Source organism: Paenibacillus sp. CMAA1364 (assembly GCF_054373195.1).
The window spans coordinates 115,436-137,566 of record NZ_JBITNB010000003.1 but is presented as its reverse complement, the minus strand read 5'-3'; the positions used below and the strand labels follow the sequence as shown (position 1 = coordinate 137,566).

General features: G+C 40.4%; 21 protein-coding genes. All 21 read right to left on the bottom strand.

The annotated features are described in order from the left end of the window. Positions 1–81: 81 nt before the first annotated feature. The 21 genes from ACH8E3_RS04055 to dapA all read right to left on the bottom strand — a co-directional run bounded on the left by ACH8E3_RS04055 (position 82) and on the right by dapA (position 22,065). Positions 82–1,050, bottom strand: a complete 969-nt coding sequence (locus tag ACH8E3_RS04055) for a dipeptidase (RefSeq protein WP_458631319.1) — start codon at positions 1,048–1,050, stop codon at positions 82–84. Positions 1,051–1,183: 133 nt separating this feature from the next. After that, a complete protein-coding gene (locus tag ACH8E3_RS04050) occupies positions 1,184–1,444 on the bottom strand; it encodes a stage V sporulation protein S (protein ID WP_458631318.1) in 261 nt (86 codons plus the stop codon). A gap of 95 nt (positions 1,445–1,539) precedes the next feature. Then, positions 1,540–2,334, bottom strand: a complete 795-nt coding sequence (locus tag ACH8E3_RS04045; protein WP_458631428.1) for a TIGR00282 family metallophosphoesterase — start codon at positions 2,332–2,334, stop codon at positions 1,540–1,542. Positions 2,335–2,404: 70 nt separating this feature from the next. Continuing rightward, positions 2,405–3,946, bottom strand: a complete 1,542-nt coding sequence (gene rny / locus ACH8E3_RS04040; protein ID WP_458631427.1) for a ribonuclease Y — start codon at positions 3,944–3,946, stop codon at positions 2,405–2,407. Positions 3,947–4,245: 299 nt separating this feature from the next. Further along, complete coding sequence (locus ACH8E3_RS04035; protein WP_458631317.1) at positions 4,246–4,956, bottom strand: regulatory protein RecX; 711 nt, start codon at positions 4,954–4,956, stop codon at positions 4,246–4,248. A 119-nt stretch (positions 4,957–5,075) separates the two neighbouring features. Then, positions 5,076–6,137, bottom strand: a complete 1,062-nt coding sequence (gene recA / locus ACH8E3_RS04030; protein ID WP_458631316.1) for a recombinase RecA — start codon at positions 6,135–6,137, stop codon at positions 5,076–5,078. A gap of 218 nt (positions 6,138–6,355) precedes the next feature. Then, entirely contained in the window at positions 6,356–7,630 is a 1,275-nt protein-coding gene (locus ACH8E3_RS04025; RefSeq protein ID WP_458631315.1) for a competence/damage-inducible protein A, read from the bottom strand. A 109-nt stretch (positions 7,631–7,739) separates the two neighbouring features. Continuing rightward, positions 7,740–8,327, bottom strand: a complete 588-nt coding sequence (gene pgsA / locus ACH8E3_RS04020; protein WP_458631314.1) for a CDP-diacylglycerol--glycerol-3-phosphate 3-phosphatidyltransferase — start codon at positions 8,325–8,327, stop codon at positions 7,740–7,742. A gap of 179 nt (positions 8,328–8,506) precedes the next feature. Next, complete coding sequence (locus tag ACH8E3_RS04015) at positions 8,507–8,998, bottom strand: YajQ family cyclic di-GMP-binding protein (protein ID WP_458631426.1); 492 nt, start codon at positions 8,996–8,998, stop codon at positions 8,507–8,509. A gap of 159 nt (positions 8,999–9,157) precedes the next feature. Further along, complete coding sequence (locus ACH8E3_RS04010; protein ID WP_458631313.1) at positions 9,158–9,319, bottom strand: hypothetical protein; 162 nt, start codon at positions 9,317–9,319, stop codon at positions 9,158–9,160. A gap of 80 nt (positions 9,320–9,399) precedes the next feature. Next, a complete protein-coding gene (locus tag ACH8E3_RS04005) occupies positions 9,400–10,326 on the bottom strand; it encodes a helix-turn-helix domain-containing protein (protein ID WP_458631312.1) in 927 nt (308 codons plus the stop codon). Positions 10,327–10,622: 296 nt separating this feature from the next. Continuing rightward, on the bottom strand, positions 10,623–10,880 hold the full coding sequence (locus tag ACH8E3_RS04000) for a DUF3243 domain-containing protein (RefSeq protein WP_458631311.1): 258 nt from the start codon (positions 10,878–10,880) through the stop codon (positions 10,623–10,625). Between the two features lie 102 nt (positions 10,881–10,982). Next, complete coding sequence (gene ymfI / locus ACH8E3_RS03995) at positions 10,983–11,753, bottom strand: elongation factor P 5-aminopentanone reductase (RefSeq protein ID WP_458631310.1); 771 nt, start codon at positions 11,751–11,753, stop codon at positions 10,983–10,985. Beyond that, entirely contained in the window at positions 11,753–13,033 is a 1,281-nt protein-coding gene (yfmH, locus tag ACH8E3_RS03990) for an EF-P 5-aminopentanol modification-associated protein YfmH (protein WP_458631309.1), read from the bottom strand. The genes ymfI and yfmH overlap by 1 nt, the downstream gene beginning before the upstream one ends. Positions 13,034–13,036: 3 nt before the next feature. Further along, the gene (gene yfmF, locus ACH8E3_RS03985; RefSeq protein ID WP_458631308.1) at positions 13,037–14,317 is read right to left on the bottom strand and encodes an EF-P 5-aminopentanol modification-associated protein YfmF; all 1,281 of its coding nucleotides are present in this window, start codon (positions 14,315–14,317) and stop codon (positions 13,037–13,039) included. A gap of 123 nt (positions 14,318–14,440) precedes the next feature. Continuing rightward, entirely contained in the window at positions 14,441–15,253 is an 813-nt protein-coding gene (gene sleB, locus ACH8E3_RS03980; RefSeq protein WP_458631307.1) for a spore cortex-lytic enzyme, read from the bottom strand. Between the two features lie 129 nt (positions 15,254–15,382). Beyond that, positions 15,383–17,965, bottom strand: a complete 2,583-nt coding sequence (locus tag ACH8E3_RS03975; protein WP_458631306.1) for an FtsK/SpoIIIE family DNA translocase — start codon at positions 17,963–17,965, stop codon at positions 15,383–15,385. Positions 17,966–18,032: 67 nt separating this feature from the next. Next, positions 18,033–18,266, bottom strand: a complete 234-nt coding sequence (locus tag ACH8E3_RS03970; RefSeq protein ID WP_458631305.1) for a YlzJ-like family protein — start codon at positions 18,264–18,266, stop codon at positions 18,033–18,035. After that, entirely contained in the window at positions 18,266–19,033 is a 768-nt protein-coding gene (locus ACH8E3_RS03965; protein WP_458631425.1) for a ClpP family protease, read from the bottom strand. Before ACH8E3_RS03965 ends, ACH8E3_RS03970 begins: the two co-directional genes overlap by 1 nt. Before the next feature lie 242 nt (positions 19,034–19,275). After that, the gene (locus tag ACH8E3_RS03960) at positions 19,276–20,955 is read right to left on the bottom strand and encodes a ribonuclease J (protein ID WP_458631304.1); all 1,680 of its coding nucleotides are present in this window, start codon (positions 20,953–20,955) and stop codon (positions 19,276–19,278) included. Between the two features lie 228 nt (positions 20,956–21,183). Continuing rightward, entirely contained in the window at positions 21,184–22,065 is an 882-nt protein-coding gene (gene dapA / locus ACH8E3_RS03955; protein ID WP_458631303.1) for a 4-hydroxy-tetrahydrodipicolinate synthase, read from the bottom strand. Positions 22,066–22,131 lie beyond the last annotated feature (66 nt).

Below are 22,131 nucleotides of genomic sequence, written 5' to 3'. Positions count from 1 at the left end.
ATCTATTCATCGATATTCTGTCGTGTTTCGCAACAAGACTGTCATATTGTTCTCTGTACAGTACGTTTTTAACCATAGAGACTATATATTCAGACAAATCTGCGATGGGAGATAGGACTCTAAATAAGTTACAGCATTCCCATAGAGCCAATTATGAACTTGTTCATCCGTATAATGCTTTAACAAGCATTCAATGAGTTTAGGATATTGACCTGGGTGTTCTAACTCGGAGATCCATGTATGTATGCCATCGAAATCCGAACCAAACATCACATGCTTCTCAGCCCCTAGTTCACACATATGCTCGATATGAGGAATGATGTCACTTATTAATACTTCCCCATCTCCAAGCTTAACGAACCATGGCACAAAGGTTAATCCAATCCTACCATCCATAGCAATAATCGCTTTAATCTGTTCATCTTCTAGATTTCGAACATGTGGACACACAGAGAACGCATTGGAATGTGAGGCAATGAATGGTCTCTTCGTTAATTCAGCCAACTCCCAGAATCCAGCATGCGACAAATGCGATACATCCAGCAACAACCCAATCTCATTACAACATTCGACGAGCTCTCGTCCCTTATTTGTAAAACCGCCATTTCTCGATTCAAGAATACCATCCACTGCCCAGTTCGCATAGTTCCATGTCAACCCTAGGAATCTTACACCAAGCTCGAAGGCTGTTCTTACATTGTACAGTTCACCCTCAAGCCCATCTGCGCCCTCGATCGAGAGCATACCCCATACATTGGCGTCGCCTAATTGATGCACTTGTTCCTTATAGCGTAGCCATTGCATTCCCTTTCCCGTGGGCAGAACTTGATTGCGAAATATATCGATCCCCTTCAGTATGTTTTCAAATCGAGGCTGTCCCCACTTCTCCTGCAAGTAAAGAGCGAAACATTGAAGTTCCACACCACCAGATTTTAATCGTTCATAGGTCACATCTAATCGATGATCGTTCATAAATGAAATCTCATCATTATCTGTCATTTTACTCAGCACATCACAATGGAAATCCACAACGGGTCTGATATCTATCATCTCTCCTTGATCAGATATTGTTAAATACAAAAAACTGCTTACCTAGTTCAAAGACGAACTTCACCCCTAACCCTTGGGATTCGTTCAACCTTCTATGTAGATAAACAGTTTCAATACATATGAGATCAATCCATCATCTTGGCTCGACAATTAACTTCATCGCCGTGCGGTCCTCACCATCAATCACAATGTCGGTAAATGCAGGAATACAGATTAAATCAACTCCACTTGGTGCAACAAATCCCCGGGCAATTGCAACTGCTTTGACTGCTTGATTCAATGCACCGGCTCCAACCGCTTGTAGTTCAGCAACGCCTCGTTCACGAAGAACCCCCGCAAGCGCTCCTGCAACCGAGTTAGGATTGGATTTAGCTGAAACTTTTAATACATCCATAAGATAATCCTCCCCTGGGAATGATGTTGACTCATATCCACATACTCCATATTATTCAGGAAAGTAGAAATCATGACTTTTTTAAAAGAAACGCTTTAATCCATAATCCATTCATCTTCTTGCAGACGAATCTTTTCTATTTTCTGTGCATGGCCCGTAGCTTCATCAATTTGAACAAATACCCCATGAAAATGCCATTTCCCCGTATCTACAACAAAACGAACAGGAAGTTGTGTCTCAAATTTACGAAGTACGGCCTCTCGCTCCATACCAAGAATACCTTCTCTTGGACCAACCATTCCCGCATCGGTTAGATAGGCTGTTCCGCCAGGCAGAATCGTGTCATCATTACTCTGGACATGCGTATGCGTCCCAACAACGAGAGACACTCGACCATCCAGATTCCAACCCATAGCAATCTTCTCAGAAGTAGCTTCCGCATGAAAATCTACTAAAATACATTTATGATTCTTGCGAAGTTCTTCAATGATTTCATCGCTTTTTCTAAAAGGACAATCTATCGCAGGAAGAAACGTACGTCCTTGTAGATTAACGATTGCTAACTCTTTCCCATTTGCTTTGATCACTGTATATCCACGACCTGGTGTCCCTGGCGGGAAATTAGCAGGACGTATCATTCTTGGCTCATCATCAATAAATTCAAATATATCTTTGTTGTCCCATGTATGATTACCCATAGTAATCCCATGAACGCCCCAATTATAGAAATCATTCGCTATTGCCTCTGTAATTCCTCGACCTGCCGCAGAGTTCTCTCCATTAGCTATAATAATATGAGGATTATATTTCGATTTCAATACAGGCAACATCGCTTTAAGTGCCTTTCTACCAACTTCCCCTACGATATCTCCAATAAATAAAACGTTAATAACTTTTCTCCTCCTTCAATATAAACAATATGAAAAGTGGCCCCAATGTGGCCACTTTTCATATTTACTATTATTTAGCGTATTCAACCGCACGTGTTTCTCGAATGACTGTTACTTTAATATGTCCTGGATAATCCAGTTCATTCTCAATCATCTTCGTAATGTCACGTGCCAATCGGAATGATTCCGCATCATCAATTTTCTCAGGGTGAACCATGACACGCACTTCACGACCTGCTTGAATAGCAAAGGATTTCTCCACGCCTTCAAATGACTCCGCGATCTCTTCCAATTTCTCCAGACGCTTGATATAAGTCTCCAGTGTCTCTCTACGCGCTCCAGGTCTAGCTGCTGACAATGCATCAGCTGCACCTACCAACATTGCGATAACGGATGTTGCTTCGCAATCGCCATGGTGTGAAGCGATACTGTTGATTACTACTGGATGTTCTTTGTATTTCTTCGCTAGTTCCACGCCAATTTCAACGTGTGATCCTTCCACTTCATGATCCAGCGCTTTACCGATATCATGCAATAATCCAGCACGTTTCGCCAACACGATGTCTACTCCAAGTTCTCCAGCCATTAGTCCAGTTAGATAAGCTACCTCCATGGAGTGCTTCAGAACATTCTGACCGTAGCTTGTACGGAATTTCAATCGACCCATAATCTTGATTAGATCAGGATGTAGGCCATGAACACCCACCTCAAAGGTAGCTTGTTCACCATACTCACGGATCCGCTCATCCACTTCTTTACGAGATTTTTCGACCATTTCCTCAATACGTGCAGGATGAATTCGACCATCAGCAACCAATTTCTCAAGTGCTGTACGAGCAATTTCTCGACGTATTGGATCAAATCCTGACAGAATAACCGCTTCTGGCGTATCATCAATAATAAGATCAATTCCCGTCAGGGTCTCAAGAGCACGAATATTACGACCTTCTCGTCCAATAATTCGTCCTTTCATTTCCTCGTTCGGAAGTGTTACCACAGACACTGTTGTTTCAGCTACATGATCGGCAGCGCAGCGTTGAATAGCTAGAGTAATAATCTCACGTGACTTCTTCTCTGCTTCTTCCTTCGCTTGGCTCTCGATATCTTTAATCATCTGTGCAGATTCATGACGTACCTCATGCTCAACATTCGTAAGAATAATTCCTTTTGCTTCTTCCGTAGTTAGATTAGAGATCCGTTCTAATTCTGTAACTTGACTCGTGTAAATTGTATCAATTTGTTGTTGTGTTTCTTCAATACGTTTCTCTTTGTTAGCCACTTGCTCTTCTTTACGTTCTAAAGTTTCCATTTTTTTATCCAATGATTCTTCTTTTTGCAACATTCTGCGTTCCTGCCGTTGAATTTCATTACGGCGCTCACGAGTTTCCTTGTCAGCTTCGGACCGAATTCTATGGACTTCATCCTTAGCTTCTAGTACCGTTTCTTTCTTGACTGCTTCTGCTTCCTTCTTCGCGTTCTCCACGATTTGAACGGCAGCTTCTTCAGCACTGGAAATTTTAGCTTCTGCAATAGACTTTCGAATAAAAAAACCTACGAACCCAAAGATTAAGGCTACGAAGAGAACGATCAAAACCCAAATCCAGGTCTCCATCATTCTGTTTACCTCCTCGTTAGTTGGTCCAAGGAATCCTTGGAATTTTCTACTGTTGTTCTTGTTATAACTGATACCATCAAACTACAAACCTACTATTTACTACTAGCAACTTGTTCATTGTCCGCCAACCACTGGCGTTGATTTCAATCATATGAATGTATTAATCCATATATCTCATAGTTAGAATCTCTTTTGGAAGGAAAAAGATTCCCTATGTGAATATAGATTCTTTTTCATTTTAGTATTTGTCAAAAGATATTGTCAAGGGAATCAGCAGGAATCCCATATATTCTTATTTATTCGAACGTATAATCATCATCTTCTTCGACTTGTTCATCTTCATCTTGTATTATGCAATTTAGCACACGTCTCACTAAATCACCGGTAAACCCACGACGCATCAGATAAGACCCTGTCTTGCGCTTCTTATCCAACGTCTCCCCCTTGGTCTGACTCCACTTCTTTCTACCTATAATAAATGCACTTTCAAATTCATCTTCGGAACTCACACTATCTAGTGCTTCTACAATGAGTGTTTTCTCGACACCTTTTTGTCTTAACTCCTGACTTATCCATAGTTTGCCCTTGCGTTGACGCTTAATCCGCTGCTCTGTCCACTGTTGAGCATATAGTGCATCATTTACTAGACCATCACGACTTAATCGCTCTAACACCTCCTCAATGACCGCAGGTGACGTTTCCTTCTCACGTAGTCTAGTTGCTATTTCTTTACAGGTACGTGCTTTCCTTTCTAAATACTTTAATGCATGAACATACCCTCGTTGCTTCTCATCAGATAATATAATCTCTTCTAATTCATGTCTCCAGAAGGTGTTTCCTTTCACCATTCTATATTTAATCATCACATCTTCATGAACCGAAAGATCGTAGGATTCAAAGGATATCAAATACCTATATTTCTGCCTAGGCTCACGCTTCACTTCCGTAATTACTAACTCCATATCCGTAGGAAAATGACTAATTATAGTTGTAACCTCTTCATCCATGAATTCAATTACCCCCTTTCCAATAAAGAATAGGTTCTTAGACACCATAAAAGGTGCCCACGTAATATGATTACGGGCACCTTGATGTAATAACATATCCGATTAGTACTATAAACGAACTATTCCATTTCCAAAAGTTCCTTCTCTTCTAACTCATCCTTCTCTAGTTCCTTAGCCGTTGGAGGAATGACCTCATTCGTTAAATTGCTTGCTACACGAATCTTCTTCTCAATCGTATCCGAGATATCCGGATGATCTTTCAAGAATTGTTTCGCATTCTCTCGACCTTGACCTAAGCGCTCGCCTTCGTAAGAGTACCAAGCACCACTCTTATTTACGATATCTAATTCTGTTCCGATATCTACGATACTACCTTCTTTAGAAATACCTAGGCCGTACATCATGTCAACGTCCGCTTGTTTGAAAGGTGGCGCAACTTTGTTCTTCACAACTTTGATCTTGGTGCGATTACCTACAATATCATTCCCGTTCTTGATGCTCTCGACTCTACGAACATCCAATCGAATGGTCGCATAGAATTTGAGAGCTCGTCCACCAGGTGTCGTCTCTGGATTACCGAACATCACACCAATCTTCTCACGAAGCTGATTAATAAAGATAGCAGTTGTCTTAGATTTACTGATAACACCAGATAACTTACGCAATGCTTGTGACATCAGGCGAGCCTGTAGACCCACGTGTGAATCTCCCATATCGCCTTCAATCTCAGCCTTCGGTACTAGTGCAGCCACAGAGTCAACAACAATGATATCCACTGCGCCACTACGTACAAGTGCTTCTGCGATTTCTAAAGCTTGTTCACCCGTATCCGGCTGTGATAATAACAACTCATCAATATTAACCCCAAGATTACTAGCATATTTAGGATCCAAAGCATGTTCAGCATCAATGAATGCAGCCGTTCCGCCAGCCTTCTGCACCTCAGCAATTGCATGTAAAGCCACTGTCGTCTTACCCGAAGACTCTGGACCATAGACTTCAATAATACGACCTTTCGGGAACCCACCCACACCAAGTGCAATATCTAGTGCTATCGATCCACTGGAGGTTACCTCCACATTCATATTTGTTGATTCACCCAACTTCATAATGGAACCTTTACCGAATTGCTTCTCTATTTGACGAAGCGCTACATCTAGCGCTGCACGACGATCTGACAATTGACTCACATCCTTCAATATTTATAATATTATGATACCTTGTTTTAGATCGTTTGCCAAGCATTTTTTCGAACATACATTCGTCTTTGTGTTTATTGGACCCTCCCTTATCTTTTGATACGAGTCCCACACAATAGACAAAGAACCGTAGCAAAAGTATTTATTCTGCCACGGTTCTTCCGTTATAACTTCATTATACATCTAGCTATATCCATCCTTCAACTGTCTTGTTGAAGTTTATCTTCTTCTGTCATATTTAACCACAATCGATACATCAAACTTTTCACCGAACGAATCCGAATAGACTCACGATTGCCTTTCAGGTTCAATTCATGCACTTCCGTCTGTCTTCCACGTTGTGCGATCGCGACAAAGACAAGTCCTACAGGTTTACGTTCAGAGAATCCTGGACCAGCAACGCCTGTAATGGACAGACCAAAGTCGGTGTCTGCAATCATTCTAACCTGTTCTGCAAGTACTTGGGCGACTTCCGCACTTACAGCGCCAGGTGCATCTTCTCCTTCAAGTAGGTCATGAGGAACGTTCAAAAGCTTTTCCTTCAATTGATTAGAATAGCAGACGATCCCACCTAATAATATTGTCGCGCTTCCAGGCACTGATGTAATTCTCTCCATAAACAACCCACCCGTACAGCTCTCTGCTACACCTAATGTCAACTTACGATCTGTCATCATGTCGACAATTCTTTTCTCGATAGGGATATCTTCAGTTGCATACAAATGATAAGGAAGTAAAGTTGCAATCTGTTCTTCTATCTTATGCAACTTCACCATAGCTTCTTGTTTACTGTCTGCTTTGGTGGATATACGAACGGTAACTTCCCCCTCCTTAGCGTAAGGAGCAATGGTTGGGTCACTTTGATTCTGAATCAGCTCTATAAGTCGTTCTTCAAGTGCAGACTCCCCAATACCAGCGAACTTTAACATAGTTGAATAAATCGGCATTTCATTCGTCAGTGCATGTTGCAATAACCATGGTTTAGCCTGTTCATGGAACATTGGGGCCATTTCTTTGGGGGGTCCAGGAAGAATAATATAGTATTTACCCTCATGCGATAAAGCATTCCCCACCGCTAATCCTGTTGAGTTGGATAGTGGTGTGCTACCTTCAATAACCGTTGCCTGCCTACGATTATTCTCGCTCATATGGGCATTGCGACTATGAAAGAAATTCTCAATCTGGTCCATAGCTAGACGGTCAATATGTAACTTTCTCCCTAATAATGCTGCAAGTGCTTCTTTCGTAAGATCATCTTGCGTCGGTCCAATACCACCTGTTAAGACTATAATGTCTGCTCGCTGACTTGCCGCAGCGATCGAGTCTTGTAGCCTCATCAGATTATCTCCAACAACCGTTTGGAAATATACGTCAATACCTAGTGTAGCCAGTTCCTGAGACAGGAATTGAGCATTTGTGTTTACAATCTGTCCTAGTAATAACTCTGTTCCTACTGCAATAATCTCTGCCTTCATCCTTAAATCCTCCACTTCTTATCGAATCACCCATAACTTACTTTAGAATTTGAAAGAAAAGACAATAGGATAACATCCTACTGTCCAATGGTACAATTCATATATACGATTAGCTATTTGACAAATTAAGTATGTCTTTATTCTTAACGAAATAATCAATCCCAGAGTATAGTGTAATCAGACCAGCGGCCCAAGTGGCTATCACATCAAAAGGAATGGATAGAAATACGAACGGGAAATTATTAATAAGCATAGCTATGATTGCAACAATCTGAACAACAGTCTTAATCTTCCCCCAATTGCTTGCTGCCACTACTTTGCCTTGCAGAAGAGCAATCTGACGAAGTCCTGTTACGGCGAACTCTCTACTGATAATGATAATAACAATCCAACCATCACATTTCCCCATTTGTACAAGTGAAATTAAGACAGCTGCCACTAACAATTTATCCGCCAAGGGATCTAATAACTTACCTAGATCAGTAACCAAATTATTCTTACGTGCTAAATAACCATCAATGCCATCGGTGCTTGCAGCAATTATAAAGATAATAGCAGCAATTAATTGGTTAAATGGCAATTCGTATGCTCCCCACACGATCGGTGCGGGATAGAAACTAAAATCAACCAATAAAAATATCATCATGATTGGAATTAGACAAATTCGCGCTACAGTGATTCGATTAGGTAAATTCACAGGATAACCTCCCTGTGTATCGGATGTAATGTTACGACAAGCAAACCACAGTTCATTCGTATACTTTGGACTCTATCTGTCATTATTCATGCTCCCCCAGTGATATAATCCATTCATTTCTAGATGAATCTTTTCAAGTATAATATATGGATTATTCAGTGTCAAAAGGCGATTGACTATTACTTCATGTTCATAAATTGAAGATCTAAAGAGAGATCCGCTTTACGTAACAATTGCATAATTTCTTGTAAATCATTTTTACTTTTACCTGTCACACGAACCTGATCACCTTGAATCTGGCTTTTTACTTTCAATTTCGAATCTCGGATAAGGATATTTATCTTTTTGGCATTATCTTGATCAATTCCTTGTTTCAATGTCAGCTTCTGTCTGACAGTTCCTAAAGATGCTGGCTCAATTTTACCGTAGTCTACATTTTTTAGAGTCAACCCTCTTTTAACCATCTTAGATTGCAAAATATCAATTACGGCATTCAACTTATATTCATCCTCTGAAGAAATAACAAGAGCATCTTTATCTAATTTCAGACTACTCTTACTTCCTTTGAAATCGAATCTCGATTCAATTTCTTTCTCTGCTTGCGTGATGGCATTATTCATTTCGTTCAAATCAAATTTCGATACAATGTCAAAAGAACTTTCTGAACTCATCATTCAACATCCTCTCTATGCTTGTTTTGTCATCCTATATGATTCTATCAATGAATGCTATTGTCATACGAAGAAACGGCTTAACCGTCCCAGAATATGGACGGTATCCGTTTCTTTGTAAGCACATCTTATAAAATAAAAATCATCTTTACAAACGAACTATCTGCTTCTCGAAGGTTGTCGAAACATATCAAGAACGCCGAGCACAACATGAGCAAGTCCAAATCCTAAAATACCATATCCCCATGCACTAGGGGCTAAATAATAACCTAGGATACTCACGATAATACCTACCCCAGTTACAATCCAACTTACTGTCATAACGAACACCTCTCTCTAACGGTAATATGTTGACTATATCCTTGTGGAGATAATCTTATTATTTCCGTCATAAGCAAAAATTATTCGCCAGTTGTTGCTTCAGTATTGGCAGATTCAAGCTGGATTAAGAATCTTGATGTTGTTTTACCATCGGTAATCGGCTGACCTGCAACTGTAATTACAGTTGCTGGAGAATAACCTGATTTAATTAACATGTTACTGCTGTCTAATTCAAAAGTCAGTATATCGCCAGCTTCCGTGTTACCAAAGTATAGCTTTTCTCCTGTAGAATCTTTGCCTCGGTAGACTTCAACCCAACTCTTACCACTAGCTTTAATCTCCACGGGCACTTTAACAGCTTCAGGTCCAGTTACTTTGATGATTGTATTCTTGCCTTTCTTCCCATCTTCTGCAACGGTTATCTCTTGAGGCTCAACGGGTGGAACTTCTTCTGTTGGTGGTTCTTCATTTGCACCAGGGACTTCCTCTATGCTGTTATCAGGTGTAGGACTTTCTTCATTTGCCGGAGGTGTTGCAGCGTTATCGTTCTCATTGGCAGGATCGTTGATCGTGCCCGTTATTTTCTGATCCGAATCGACTACATTATTTTTAGGTTTACTCTCTCTCGATGATAGATATATATACATAACCGCTAAGATGAGTATGAGGAACGTCCACATCAATGCGGTAGATAGCCATTTCACATTTCGTTCTTTCGGTGCACGATTGGTTGAGCGTTTCTGTATAATCGGTTCCATAGATCCTTCCATAGGTGGGGGAGATAATTCCTTATTGCCTTCCAATAGTTCATCAGGATGAATACCAACCGTCTCCGCATACGTCTTAATAAATGCTCGCACATAGAAATTTCCTGGCAGAACTTTATAATCACCAGCCTCTATGGCTTCTAAATATCTTTTGCGAATCTTCGTCATTTCCTGCACATCATCTAGACTCATTCCCTTTTCAAGTCTGGCTTCCCTTAATTGTTGACCCAGTTCAGACATTTCATCAACTCCTGCTATAATCATTTAATAATAAAGTTCCATTCATCTATCACGCCATAAAGGCTAATATATTCATGTTTGGTTTAATAAGTTATCTATTCCTATGTATCACGAAATCTACACGACACATTACCCACATATTTGACATGAGACGCCAAATCGCATCTTGAAAGAAGTTGTGAATACCAATTTCAGTCATGGGTCATGTTAATGATATATAAAATTATTCCGAAAGGCAAGGTCAACTCCATAATGATTGTAGAAAAGCTCCCATGAAGGGAGCTTTTCTCACGGAACTATGCGTTTCTCTTGGCAAGCTTCACCATGAGACGTGCAATGGTATGCCGCTCATCTTTATTTCCAACTTCCCACAATTCTTTCAGTGTTCGGTTGGAGGCATTCTGCGGGTCAACTCTCTGGTCTAGAAAGTCACCGATTTCGTAGGCTAATTTAGAGATCGTATCTTCACTCATCCCTAATTTTTGAGCTTGAACTACACGCTCACCCAAGAACTTCTTCCAGCTATCAAAGTTTTTTATAACGGTTGATGACATATTAAATCCTCCTTTGCCTGATGCATGAGATTTAAAATCAACAGTTATAATATGAGCTTAATCAGACCTCATTATACGGGAAGTTGTTGGAAACATTTAAACTCACGTAACCCAACCTCCATTAGGACTAATGACTTGCCCATTAATATATCCCGACTCAGGGAGTGCTAGGAAATACACAAGTGAAGATATTTCATCAGGATGACCTAGTCTCCCTGCTGGTATATCCTCTTCAATTAGTGCAATGTCACTTTCTTGAAACGAATCAAGCATAGAGGTATCCACAGCACCAGGAGCTACTGCATTGACAGAAATCCCTGACGGTGCAAGTTCCTTTGCCAGAGCTTTTGTAAAAGCATTTAATCCACCCTTGCTAGTTGAGTATACGACTTCACAAGATGCGCCAGATATTCCCCATACCGAAGATACATTGATGATACGACCCCATCGTTGCGCTATCATGTTACTCATAAAAGCTTGCGTACACAAAAATACACTTTTTAAGTTCGTTGACATGACATCATCCCAGATCTCTTCAGTTACATCTGAGAGTAATCCATAATGTGATATTCCCGCATTATTAACAAGAATATCGGGCATCATTCCATGGCTAATAAGTTTATCACGCATCCGGTATATTTCTTCTTTTTCTCTCAGATCCGCTGCTACCGTAAGTACATTCGCACCATGAGTCATACAACGACGTGCGACCTCATTCGCCTGTTCATGTGACTTTCCATAATGTATAACGACATTCATGCCTACAGATGCGAAACGTTCTGCTATCGCTGCTCCAATGCCTTTGCTTGCACCCGTAACGAGAACCGTAGTCTCCCCAATTGATTTACTCCATGAACCTCCCATGTGATTCATTAAGGATTAATCACAACCGAGACTGCAATTTGACTCCAATCAATATGTTCCTTTAATCGATCATTCACTTCATTTAAGGTAATGGATTCATATACCTTTAAGACATTGAAAAAATCACTTCCGCGGAATTGATATTTCGTGAACTCACTAGCGATATTCTCTGGTGAATTGAGCATTCGTAAATATCCGCCCACTTTCTTTTTTAGTGATCGTTCGAAATCTTTCTCTTGAAATCCTTCACCTATAATTCGTGTTACTTCTTCTTGGACTCTGCTCAACAATAAATCGGGATCTCTCGTATCTCCACCAATGACAGAAAATCCATAATGGGATGAACTGTTATATTCATAACCGAAGCTGTCTGAGATCAGTTCTTCGTCATAAAGTTTTTGATATAAAGTCGTACTTGAACCAAATAATAAATCAAGCATTAACTTCGACGTAAGATCCCGCTTCAACAGTTCTTCTCCTTCTAATCCTACATGTTTATCTTTATAGCCAAATAAGCATTTAGGCATCGAAACACTCAGATTCTTGACTCTTTTCTTCTCTGCCACTTCTACCGGTTCTTGCTCGAATATACGTTCAATAGCCCCTTGAGGTTCATAAGACTTCTTCGCCTGATTATCTCTTACGAGTTGAAACACTTCTTCGGGCTTCACTCCACCAACAACGAACAGAAGCATATTGCTTGGGTGATAAAAAGCCTTATAACATGAATATAATGTTTCTTTGGTGATCGTACTTATCGATTCAACAGTACCTGCGATATCGATATGGACAGGATGAACTTTGAACATCGCTTCAATCAAGCCAAAATAAACACGCCAATCCGCATTATCTTGATACATTCCTATTTCTTGACCAATAATACCCTTTTCCTTATCCACATTCTGATCTGTGAAATATGGATGTTGAACAAAGTTAATCAAGGTCTCTATATTATCTTCAATATGGTCTGTTGCAGAGAATAGGTACACTGTTTGGTCAAAGCTTGTGTAGGCGTTAGCTGATGCCCCTTGCGAAGCAAATGTAGCAAAGATATCGCCTTGCGGCTCTTCAAACATTTTATGCTCCAAAAAATGTGCTATCCCATCGGGTACAACGATTTCCTCTTGCCCTTCGACACGGAAGTGATTATCTACAGATCCATAATGAGTCGCAAATGAGGCATACGTCTTATTAAACCCTGGTTTAGGAAGAACGTAAACACGGAGTCCATTATCCATCGTTTCATGATAAAGCGTTTCTTGCAAAAGTTCATAATGTATTCTTTCCATGTGCTATTCCTCCTTCTGCCCCTTTAAGAAATAGATCGTATCTAGATCAAATGTCGCCGCAGCCGCATGAACATCATCCACTGTCGTATTCTCCACCTGTTCTACAAGCTCTAGGACCGTGCGATCTTTTCCAGACAATTGGCGATTGAAATCAAAGGAAATCATCTCAAATGCAGAATCATCCATTTCAAGTAACAGATTACGAATCATTGCTTTCGTCTGAGACATCTCCAGCTCACTAATCTGACCTGTCCTCATATCCTCTAACTGATTCTTAATAATCATAACGGCTTTTTCATAATTCTGAACTTCGATACCCGATTGAATGGTAGCTAATCCTTTATGTCCATCGTACCTTGAAGATGCGTAATATGCTAAGCTCTCTTTCTCACGAACATTTAAGAACAACTTGGAATGCGGGTAACCACCCAAAATACCGTTATACAATAATGCAGAAGCATAAGCATCATCCGCATAAGTAATGGTGGTACGAAGCCCCAGATTTAACTTTCCTTGATTAACATCTAATTTCTCAACAATCGTTCGTACCTCGTTTTCTTTACGAATTGGTTGATGAGGAGCATATGCTATAGGAGTTGTAGAACCCACGTTAAAGCATTGTTCAACCAGTTTCTCAATTTCCTCTAAGGTTGTATCACCAACAACATATAGATCTATACTTGATTGCGCAAGCCAAGTCTTGTAGTCGTTATATAACGACTCTGAAGTAATAGCATCTAAATCCTCGCTACGTCCTAGAGGGTGCAGGCGATACGGTTCATCCCGACACATTTCTTCAAGACAACGTTCCGCTGCATAGCGGATCTTATCATTGATAATGGATTCCATCTTCTTACGAACATTCTCTTTCTCAGCTTGCACATAAGCATCTTTAAAATGACCATTTTCCAGTACTGGATGTGTAACCACTTCGCCTAAAAAGGCAAATGAAGATTCGAGCAAACTCTCATCACTCGATACAAAGGAATCATTAATGGTATCCATACGAAAAGCTACAATCTGATAATCGCCTCTTTTATATACATCGAAACCAAATCCAGCTCCGTATAATTGTTCTAACCTCTCACGAAACTGCGTAGTCTCTGGGTAGGATTTCGTACCGCGACGCAATACAAAGGGTGCCAGTGCTGTAGATGTCACAGTCTCTTCAGAAAGTGGGGTGCCCACATACAAAGATATCGCAAACGTCTTGAATCGCTTGGTAGGCATAACATGAATTCTTATACCACCCGCACTACCATGTTCAAAATTCGTTTTATTCAAGGTCCCAGTCTCCTTTAATTCATAATTTATATGATTATATTGACACATAGCAATATTATCCATTCTAACCTACCTCAAAGTGAAGAAGCAACCGAAGACAAGCCTTCGATCGCTTACTTATTCCTACATACAGAAGATATGCTCACCAATCGTTTTCACTTGAGTTCGTGTCCAAATCCATTTTGAAGTAGCTGTCTTGGGATTGAAGTAATAGATACAACCCCCTGAAGGGTCCCAACCGTTGAGCGCCTGTTGTACAGCTTGTCTCGCTCCATCATTTGGTTCTAGGTAGATTTGTCCATCAGCTACGGCTGTAAACGCGCCAGGTTGAAATATCACACCCGAAGGTGTGTTAGGAAAGCTGGTTGAACGTACACGATTTAGAATTACAGCAGCTACCGCAACTTGGCCTTCAAAAGGTTCTCCACGAGCCTCACCATACACAGCATTGGCCATGATTTTCAGATCATTTTCGGAAAGACCTAACGTGTTCGAAGTTGCCAGTGATGAATTGTTTTCTGTTGAGCTAGGTTTTTTAACTGTCGTTGCGCTAGTTCCATTCTTAGGTGCAGTTGGTTTCCAATTCTTTGTTGCATTATACAGCTTTAGTTTCATTTTGGGGCCTACCACACCATCTACCTTTAACCCGAACTCGTATTGAAACCACTTCACCGATTTCAGTGTATTGTTTCCATAATTACTGTCGATCTTGCCAGTATAGTAACCAAGATGCTTGAGTCTGCCTTGCAATTCATAAACATCGTCTCCGGATGCGCCATACTGAAATACGTTACTACTAAATACCGGTTGAGAAGCTGTCTCTGGGTCATCTAACATGTTCATCGTTGCTAGGGTTTTATCTTGCGAAAAGGCGAATACGGAAATCGACAGTATCAGTACCAATCCCATTAAGATTAGACCATTCGGTTTTTTCATATGATTAGCTCTACCTTTCTATTGTGTGGTTGTCTAGGTTCCATGCAGTTATTATGACAAGACTTATAGCTTCCTATACACGTCACACAAAAAAGTCTACCCTATAGATTTAGGATAGACTCTTTCAATTTAAGAACTAATTCTATTCTGTTGATACTGTTCCATAGACAGTAGGACTTCTCTAGGCTTACTGCCTTCGTAAGGCCCAATAATGCCACGTGCTTCCATAGAATCGATAAGTCGAGCTGCTCTCGTATAACCTACTCGCATTCTACGCTGTAACAGTGATACCGAAGCTTGTTTCGCTTCGAGGATGATCTGTACAGCTTGATCATATAAATCATCGAGCATTTCATCTGCATTGGATGTTGTTTCTTCAATCTCCGGCACAAGAGATTCATCATATTCAGCTTGTCCTTGGCCACGTACGAAGTCAACAATATTCTCAACTTCTTGGTCTGTTAAATATGCCCCTTGAACACGTACTGGCTTGGATGAGCCCATTGGCATGAATAACATATCTCCACGACCAAGTAACTTCTCGGCTCCTGCCATATCAAGTATTGTTCTAGAATCGACGTTCGAGGAGACTCCAAAGGCAATTCTAGAAGGAATATTTGCTTTAATTACCCCGGTTATGACATCTACAGAAGGTCGTTGAGTTGCAATAATCAGATGGATTCCCGCTGCACGAGCCATCTGTGCAAGGCGAGTAATCGCTTCTTCCACATCATTAGCTGCAACCATCATTAAGTCAGCAAGCTCATCTACAATAACTACAATGTATGGTAATACAGCAGGCAAGTTATCTTTCATTAATTTATTGTAACCCTCTATATTTCTCGTTCCTGACTTCGAGAACAGTTCATAACGCTTTTCCATTTCAACTACGATTTTCTTCAATGCTAACGATGCACGTTTGGGATCAGTGACTACGGGTGCAAGCAGATGTGGAATACCGTTATACATATTCAATTCAACCATCTTTGGATCTACCATTAGGAATTTTACTTCATCGGGTTTAGCTTTATAAAGAATACTTGTAATAATTCCGTTAATACAGACTGATTTCCCAGATCCTGTAGCACCTGCAACAAGTAGATGTGGCATCTTGGCTAAGTTACCAACAATGGTCTGTCCTGAAATATCCCTACCGAATGCAATAGATAACTTAGATTCAGCTTCCTGAAAGACAGCGGTCTCCATCACTTCACGCATCGTAACAATAGATACTTCATGATTAGGAACTTCAATACCAATAGCCGACTTACCTGGAATGGGCGCTTCCATTCGAATGTCCTTAGCAGCAAGTGCAAGTGCGATGTCATCTGTTAAGCCGACAATTCGACTTACTTTCACTCCAATATCGGGTTGAATTTCATAACGTGTAACTGCAGGACCACGTACAACTTCCAACACTTTAGCACGGACACCGAAGCTTTCTAAAGTCGCTTCAAGTTTACGAGCTGTTTCCATATAATCCTTCTGGTCACTAGATGCATTGGATGAGTTAGACTTGCCTAACAAGCGGAAAGGAGGAAGAATATACGGCTTGGGTGGTGGTGGTGCAACTGTCTCTGACAGAAGCTGTAGCTCCTCCATAGCCAACTCATTGGGTATCGAATTATCCGCTTGTGCAACATCCGAAACAATCATATCATTTGAAGGATACTCTCCTGAAATTTCCCCTTGCGTCTTCATGATTGCATCCTTCAGATCAGCCACTTCCTGGCCAGTGAAAGCTTGCTCTAGATCGTCTTCTTCATAAACCCCTTCCGATTTAACATGTTCAAAGAAATCACGAATAATCGGTGTACTTATAGGTAGTCCAGCTTCAATCACATCTTCTTGGACCTTATTGGTTGTAGCCTCTACCTCATCCATTACGATGGGATGTTCTTTAGCTGTCTTAGTACCAAATAACTGAAAGAATACGGGTGTATTGCGTTTTTCTTTAGGAAGAATGACTTCATCGAAATCATCATCTTCCTCTTCAACAAGCTGATCTGAGGTAACATGCTTATTACGTTTCGCAACAGATTTAGGCTTAGCAGCTGTCTTGGTTGCAAGCGCTTGTCGCATATTCAATTGCTTATGTACATAAGAGCCGACCTTCATTAATCTCGTTCGTACAATCCTAACTAAATCAACATAAGATAGATTCGTAATCAATATGAAACTGATAATAAACATCACAACTCTTAATAATTTGGCACCTATATTACCAAACAACCAGAATAGGGATGCATATTGAAACGCGCCAATATATCCGCCTCCAATATCTTTATCCATCATTGAGTTTTGATTTCCAAGCGTAGGGGTCAACAACTCACCATGCAAGTCAATCTTTGCCTGATCAAGAATCGTGCTACTGCTCAATAGAGTTGTAGGCGCCAACTTTTTCTCCAAGCTCGAAATGCTCGCCATTAATGTGAACGCTAGAACAAGCAAGATCACACCACTTTTGCGTGAATTCCATCCATTTGGCCATTTCCGATGAATCATAGCCGTCAATCCAAAATATATTCCTACAAGAGGAACTATAAAATAGAACTTACCTAACATTAATCCAAATATTTTGGATAGTGACCAACCTACTGCTGCTTCACCAGATAAAGCAATGACGGATAAGGTAATGATAATGATGCCATATATCTCATATTTCAGAACATTTTTAAATATCGCCTTTTTCTTCTTTTTCCTTTTGGCCAAAAGATTCACCCCCAGAACAATATTATACCATATTTCTCTGTGGGCACCTATGTTCTGTTTCTGCGAATTAAGACTGATTGTGTAGAATTGGAATATACTGAATCATTTGTCCCGGAGAATACACTGGATTCAAATAATAATCTAATGGGCAATTCAATAATCGTACGATCTGAGCACGATTATGATCGATTGGTATCACTTGCATGAGTCCACTTCCAATGGCAATATCAACGGTTGGTTCAGGTTCTTTAAGACTACCTTCCCATATTGCATCCATAGGCATAATCGTATATAAAGTCATTATTGTAGCCTCCCGGGTTGAAGTATCTCTTCTTGTTGCTTAATAAGAGTATTAAGCTTCGCGAGTGCGAGTCCAATCCCCCCAACTTCATCCATCAGTCCATATTTTACTGCGTCTTTCCCTCCAACTGCTGTTCCTACATCACGATTAAGTTCTCCTGTTCTGAACATCAACTCTTTGAATTTCTCAACGGTAATATTGGAGTGTGACGTAACAAATTGTACTACTCTTTCTTGCATCTTCTCCATATATTCAAATGTTTGCGGAATGCCAATAACTAATCCATTTAATCGGATAGGATGTATCGTCATAGTCGCACTTTCAGCAATAATCGAATAGGTAGATGCAACTGCAATTGGAACACCAATACTATGACCGCCACCAATCACTACAGTGACTGTTGGTTTCGTAAGCGAAGAGATCATTTCAGCTATAGCAAGTCCCGCCTCAACATCTCCACCGACCGTATTAAGAACAATAACAACACCTTTAATATCTTCACTTTGTTCTGTAGCGACAAGTTGTGGAATGATATGTTCATACTTCGTTGTTTTATTCTGCGGAGGTAGCATCATATGCCCCTCAATCTGACCTATAATGGTCATACAGAATATATTTGTCTCACCGCTAGGCACCGAGGTTTGTCCTAATTGCTGTATGTTATTGACGACCTGTGCATCTGTTTTGGCATCCTCATGTTGATCTGGGTTGTCAGTCTCCATATGAATCACAGGTCTAGGATTACTTACATTGTTGTTAGGTTCCATTGTCATCTTAAGTTTATCTTCCTCTCACCAGACTCATAATATCCTTGCCTAGCTAGTATGGGAGATATAGCACGTTAATTATACTTCACGTACATACATAAGATTTGTAAGCTATAACGGAAACACGAACATATTTTAGAGCATAAAATGCCCCTACTCCGCAGGGAACCGTCCAATATTACCTGCAGTGTAGGGGCGACTGTGTGCTTACCTTTATATCTAGTCGTCTATTTAATTATGAATTATACTTCCATGATAATGGGAAGAATCATAGGTCTGCGACGTGTTTGCTCATATAAGAAACGTCCCAAAGCATCTTTAACACCCGTTTTGAGTGAAGCCCATTCATTTACTTTCTCACTCATTAGCTTATGAAGTGTGCTCGATACAATTCGATTCGCTTCATCCAACAGGCCTTCAGATTCACGAACATATACGAATCCTCTAGAGATAATGTCAGGTCCTGACATGATGCTACCGTCCTGTTTACTAAGTGTGACTACAACAACTAAGATACCGTCTTGTGATAGCAATTTACGATCTCGAAGAACGATATTACCAACGTCTCCAACACCTAGACCATCAATCAATACATTACCTGCTGTTACTTTTCCAGCTTTACGAGCAGAACCATTCACGATTTCAACGATTTCTCCAAGCTCAGTAATAAAGATATTCTGAGGCTCAACACCGACAGACTCTGCTAACATTGCGTGACGACGTTGCATACGGAATTCACCGTGAATTGGAATGAAGAACTTTGGCTTCATTAGATTGAGCATTAATTTCAATTCTTCTTGGCTACCGTGTCCAGATACGTGAACACCTGGATTAGATCCACTGTAGATGACATCTGCTCCAAGTTTGAACAACTCATCAATCGTGCGTCCGACAAATTTCTCATTACCCGGAACAGGCGTTGCCGCAATAATAACCGTATCACCTGGCAATATATCTACTTTACGATGAGTAGAACGAGCCATTCTTGTAAGAGCTGACATCGGTTCACCTTGACTACCTGTACATAAAATAACAACACGATCTGCCGCCATCTTATTCACTTCTTCTGGTTCAATAAGCATTCCTTCTGGAATAATTAAATGACCAAGGTCTGAAGCGATCGAAACCACATTCACCATGCTACGACCAATGACAGTTATTTTGCGACCCGTTGCTTCTGCTGCATTCACGACCTGTTGAATACGATGTACATTCGATGCAAATGTAGCAATAACAACACGTTGTGAAGCTTTACGGAATATATCCTCAAGGACTATACCAACATTGCGTTCAGATGGTGTAAACCCAGGCTTCTCAGCATTAGTACTATCTGATAGAAGTGCAAGTACACCCTCTTGTCCAATAGCGGCCATACGCTGAAGATTAGCAAATTGTCCGTTTACAGGAGTATGATCAAATTTAAAGTCTCCGGTATGAACTACATTACCTTCTGGTGTTGCAATGCAAATACCAACGGAATCTGGGATACTATGATTTGTATTGAAGAACGTAGCTTTCATCGTTGTACCGATCTGAACTACGGAATCTTCATCAATAAGAATACGCTTCGTTTCACCTAGCAGATTCGCTTCTTTTAATTTATTCTCAACAAGTCCTAGTGTGAGCTTGGTTCCGTATACGGGAACATTTAAATGCTTCAACACGTATGGCAATCCACCTATATGATCTTCGTGACCATGCGTCAGCAGAATGCCTCTTACTTTATCACGGTTCTCTGTTAAGTAAGAAATATCGGGAATAACGATATCAATCCCGAGCATATCCTCTTCTGGAAACTTCAATCCAGAATCAACTACAATAATGTCATTTGCATATTGTACAACATACATATTCTTTCCGATTTCACCAACACCGCCCAAAGCAAATATCGTCAGTTTATCGTTATTTAATTTCTTAGACACTTGAATCTTACCCTCCTTGTATGGCATTGGACGTGCACCATTATTTAATTTATATTTTAAAACATACCGCACCCAGTCACTTATTTTCATTATACATGATTAAAAAGCGAAAAAACAAGTCATGATCCTGTTAACTATTAAGCTATCCTATAAAGTATGCCTATTTCTCCAAAAAAAATGAGCTTCATAAGGTAGAAGCCCATTCATGTGAGACTGAAACATTTGAAATTATAATGAAGCTACAAGTTGTTTAATATAGGCTACCTCATCCTCATTAGGTGGAAGAATAGGAAGGCGCGGTTCGCCTACATGGTATCCAACTAATTGAAGAGCGTACTTCACAGCAGCAGGATTCGGTAAAGGTTCAGGGCAATCGAACATCCCCTTAAAGATAGGGTAAAGTTGTTGATGAAGTCGTGTGGCCTGTTGCACATTACCATCAAGAAAGCTCTGAATCATGTCCTTCATAATCGAACCAACAATATGTGATGCAACACTTATGACACCGTAAGCTCCCACAGCAAGTGCGGGTAACGCACATGAGTCATCTCCTGTATACACCTTAAATGCTTCTGGTGCTGCCGATGAGATCTGTGTAACATAGTCCAGTGATGCACATTCCTTCGTTGCTACAATGTTGGGAATCTGTGCTAATCGTAACGTTGTATGAGGCGTAAGACTGACTACAGTACGGCTTGGAACATTATAAAGAATAACAGGTAGTTCTGTACTGTTAGCAATTGCTTCAAAATGACGGAATAAACCTTCTTGACTAGGTCTATTATAATAAGGAACCACTAGTAACAGTCCATCAACGCCAAGCTTCTCTGCTTCTTGTGACATATGGATGGAATGAGTTGTATTATTGCAACCTGTACCTGCAATGATCTTACAACGACCATTTGCTTTCTTCACAGCAAATCGGAATAATTCAAGCTTCTCATCATCAGTCAATGTTGGAGATTCTCCTGTAGTACCAGCGATAATCAATGAATCCGTCTTTTGTTCATGAATTAAATAATCAATTAGTCTGGAAGTTTCATCCCAGTTAATCTGACCACGGTCATCAAACGGGGTTACCATTGCTGTCATTAATCTTCCAAAGCTCATAAAGATCCTCCTAATAATTTTCCGCAGAAAACTTTCTTCGTAAGCATAGACCTAGTTTCCTCGGAA

Excerpts from the sequence above, each read along its gene's own strand:
- ACH8E3_RS04055 (WP_458631319.1), bottom strand. The coding sequence starts at position 1,050 with ATGATAGATATCAGACCCGTTGTGGATTTCCATTGTGATGTGCTGAGT.
- ACH8E3_RS04050 (WP_458631318.1), bottom strand. The coding sequence starts at position 1,444 with ATGGATGTATTAAAAGTTTCAGCTAAATCCAATCCTAACTCGGTTGCA.
- rny (WP_458631427.1), bottom strand. The coding sequence starts at position 3,946 with ATGGAGACCTGGATTTGGGTTTTGATCGTTCTCTTCGTAGCCTTAATC.
- ACH8E3_RS04035 (WP_458631317.1), bottom strand. The coding sequence starts at position 4,956 with ATGGATGAAGAGGTTACAACTATAATTAGTCATTTTCCTACGGATATG.
- ACH8E3_RS04025 (WP_458631315.1), bottom strand. The coding sequence starts at position 7,630 with ATGAAGGCAGAGATTATTGCAGTAGGAACAGAGTTATTACTAGGACAG.
- ACH8E3_RS04015 (WP_458631426.1), bottom strand. The coding sequence starts at position 8,998 with ATGAGTTCAGAAAGTTCTTTTGACATTGTATCGAAATTTGATTTGAAC.
- ACH8E3_RS04010 (WP_458631313.1), bottom strand. The coding sequence starts at position 9,319 with ATGACAGTAAGTTGGATTGTAACTGGGGTAGGTATTATCGTGAGTATC.
- ACH8E3_RS04005 (WP_458631312.1), bottom strand. The coding sequence starts at position 10,326 with ATGTCTGAACTGGGTCAACAATTAAGGGAAGCCAGACTTGAAAAGGGA.
- ACH8E3_RS04000 (WP_458631311.1), bottom strand. The coding sequence starts at position 10,880 with ATGTCATCAACCGTTATAAAAAACTTTGATAGCTGGAAGAAGTTCTTG.
- ymfI (WP_458631310.1), bottom strand. The coding sequence starts at position 11,753 with ATGAATCACATGGGAGGTTCATGGAGTAAATCAATTGGGGAGACTACG.
- yfmH (WP_458631309.1), bottom strand. The coding sequence starts at position 13,033 with ATGGAAAGAATACATTATGAACTTTTGCAAGAAACGCTTTATCATGAA.
- sleB (WP_458631307.1), bottom strand. The coding sequence starts at position 15,253 with ATGAAAAAACCGAATGGTCTAATCTTAATGGGATTGGTACTGATACTG.
- ACH8E3_RS03970 (WP_458631305.1), bottom strand. The coding sequence starts at position 18,266 with ATGACTTTATATACGATTATGCCTATGGATGCAATATGGGAAGGTAGT.
- ACH8E3_RS03965 (WP_458631425.1), bottom strand. The coding sequence starts at position 19,033 with ATGGAACCTAACAACAATGTAAGTAATCCTAGACCTGTGATTCATATG.
- dapA (WP_458631303.1), bottom strand. The coding sequence starts at position 22,065 with ATGAGCTTTGGAAGATTAATGACAGCAATGGTAACCCCGTTTGATGAC.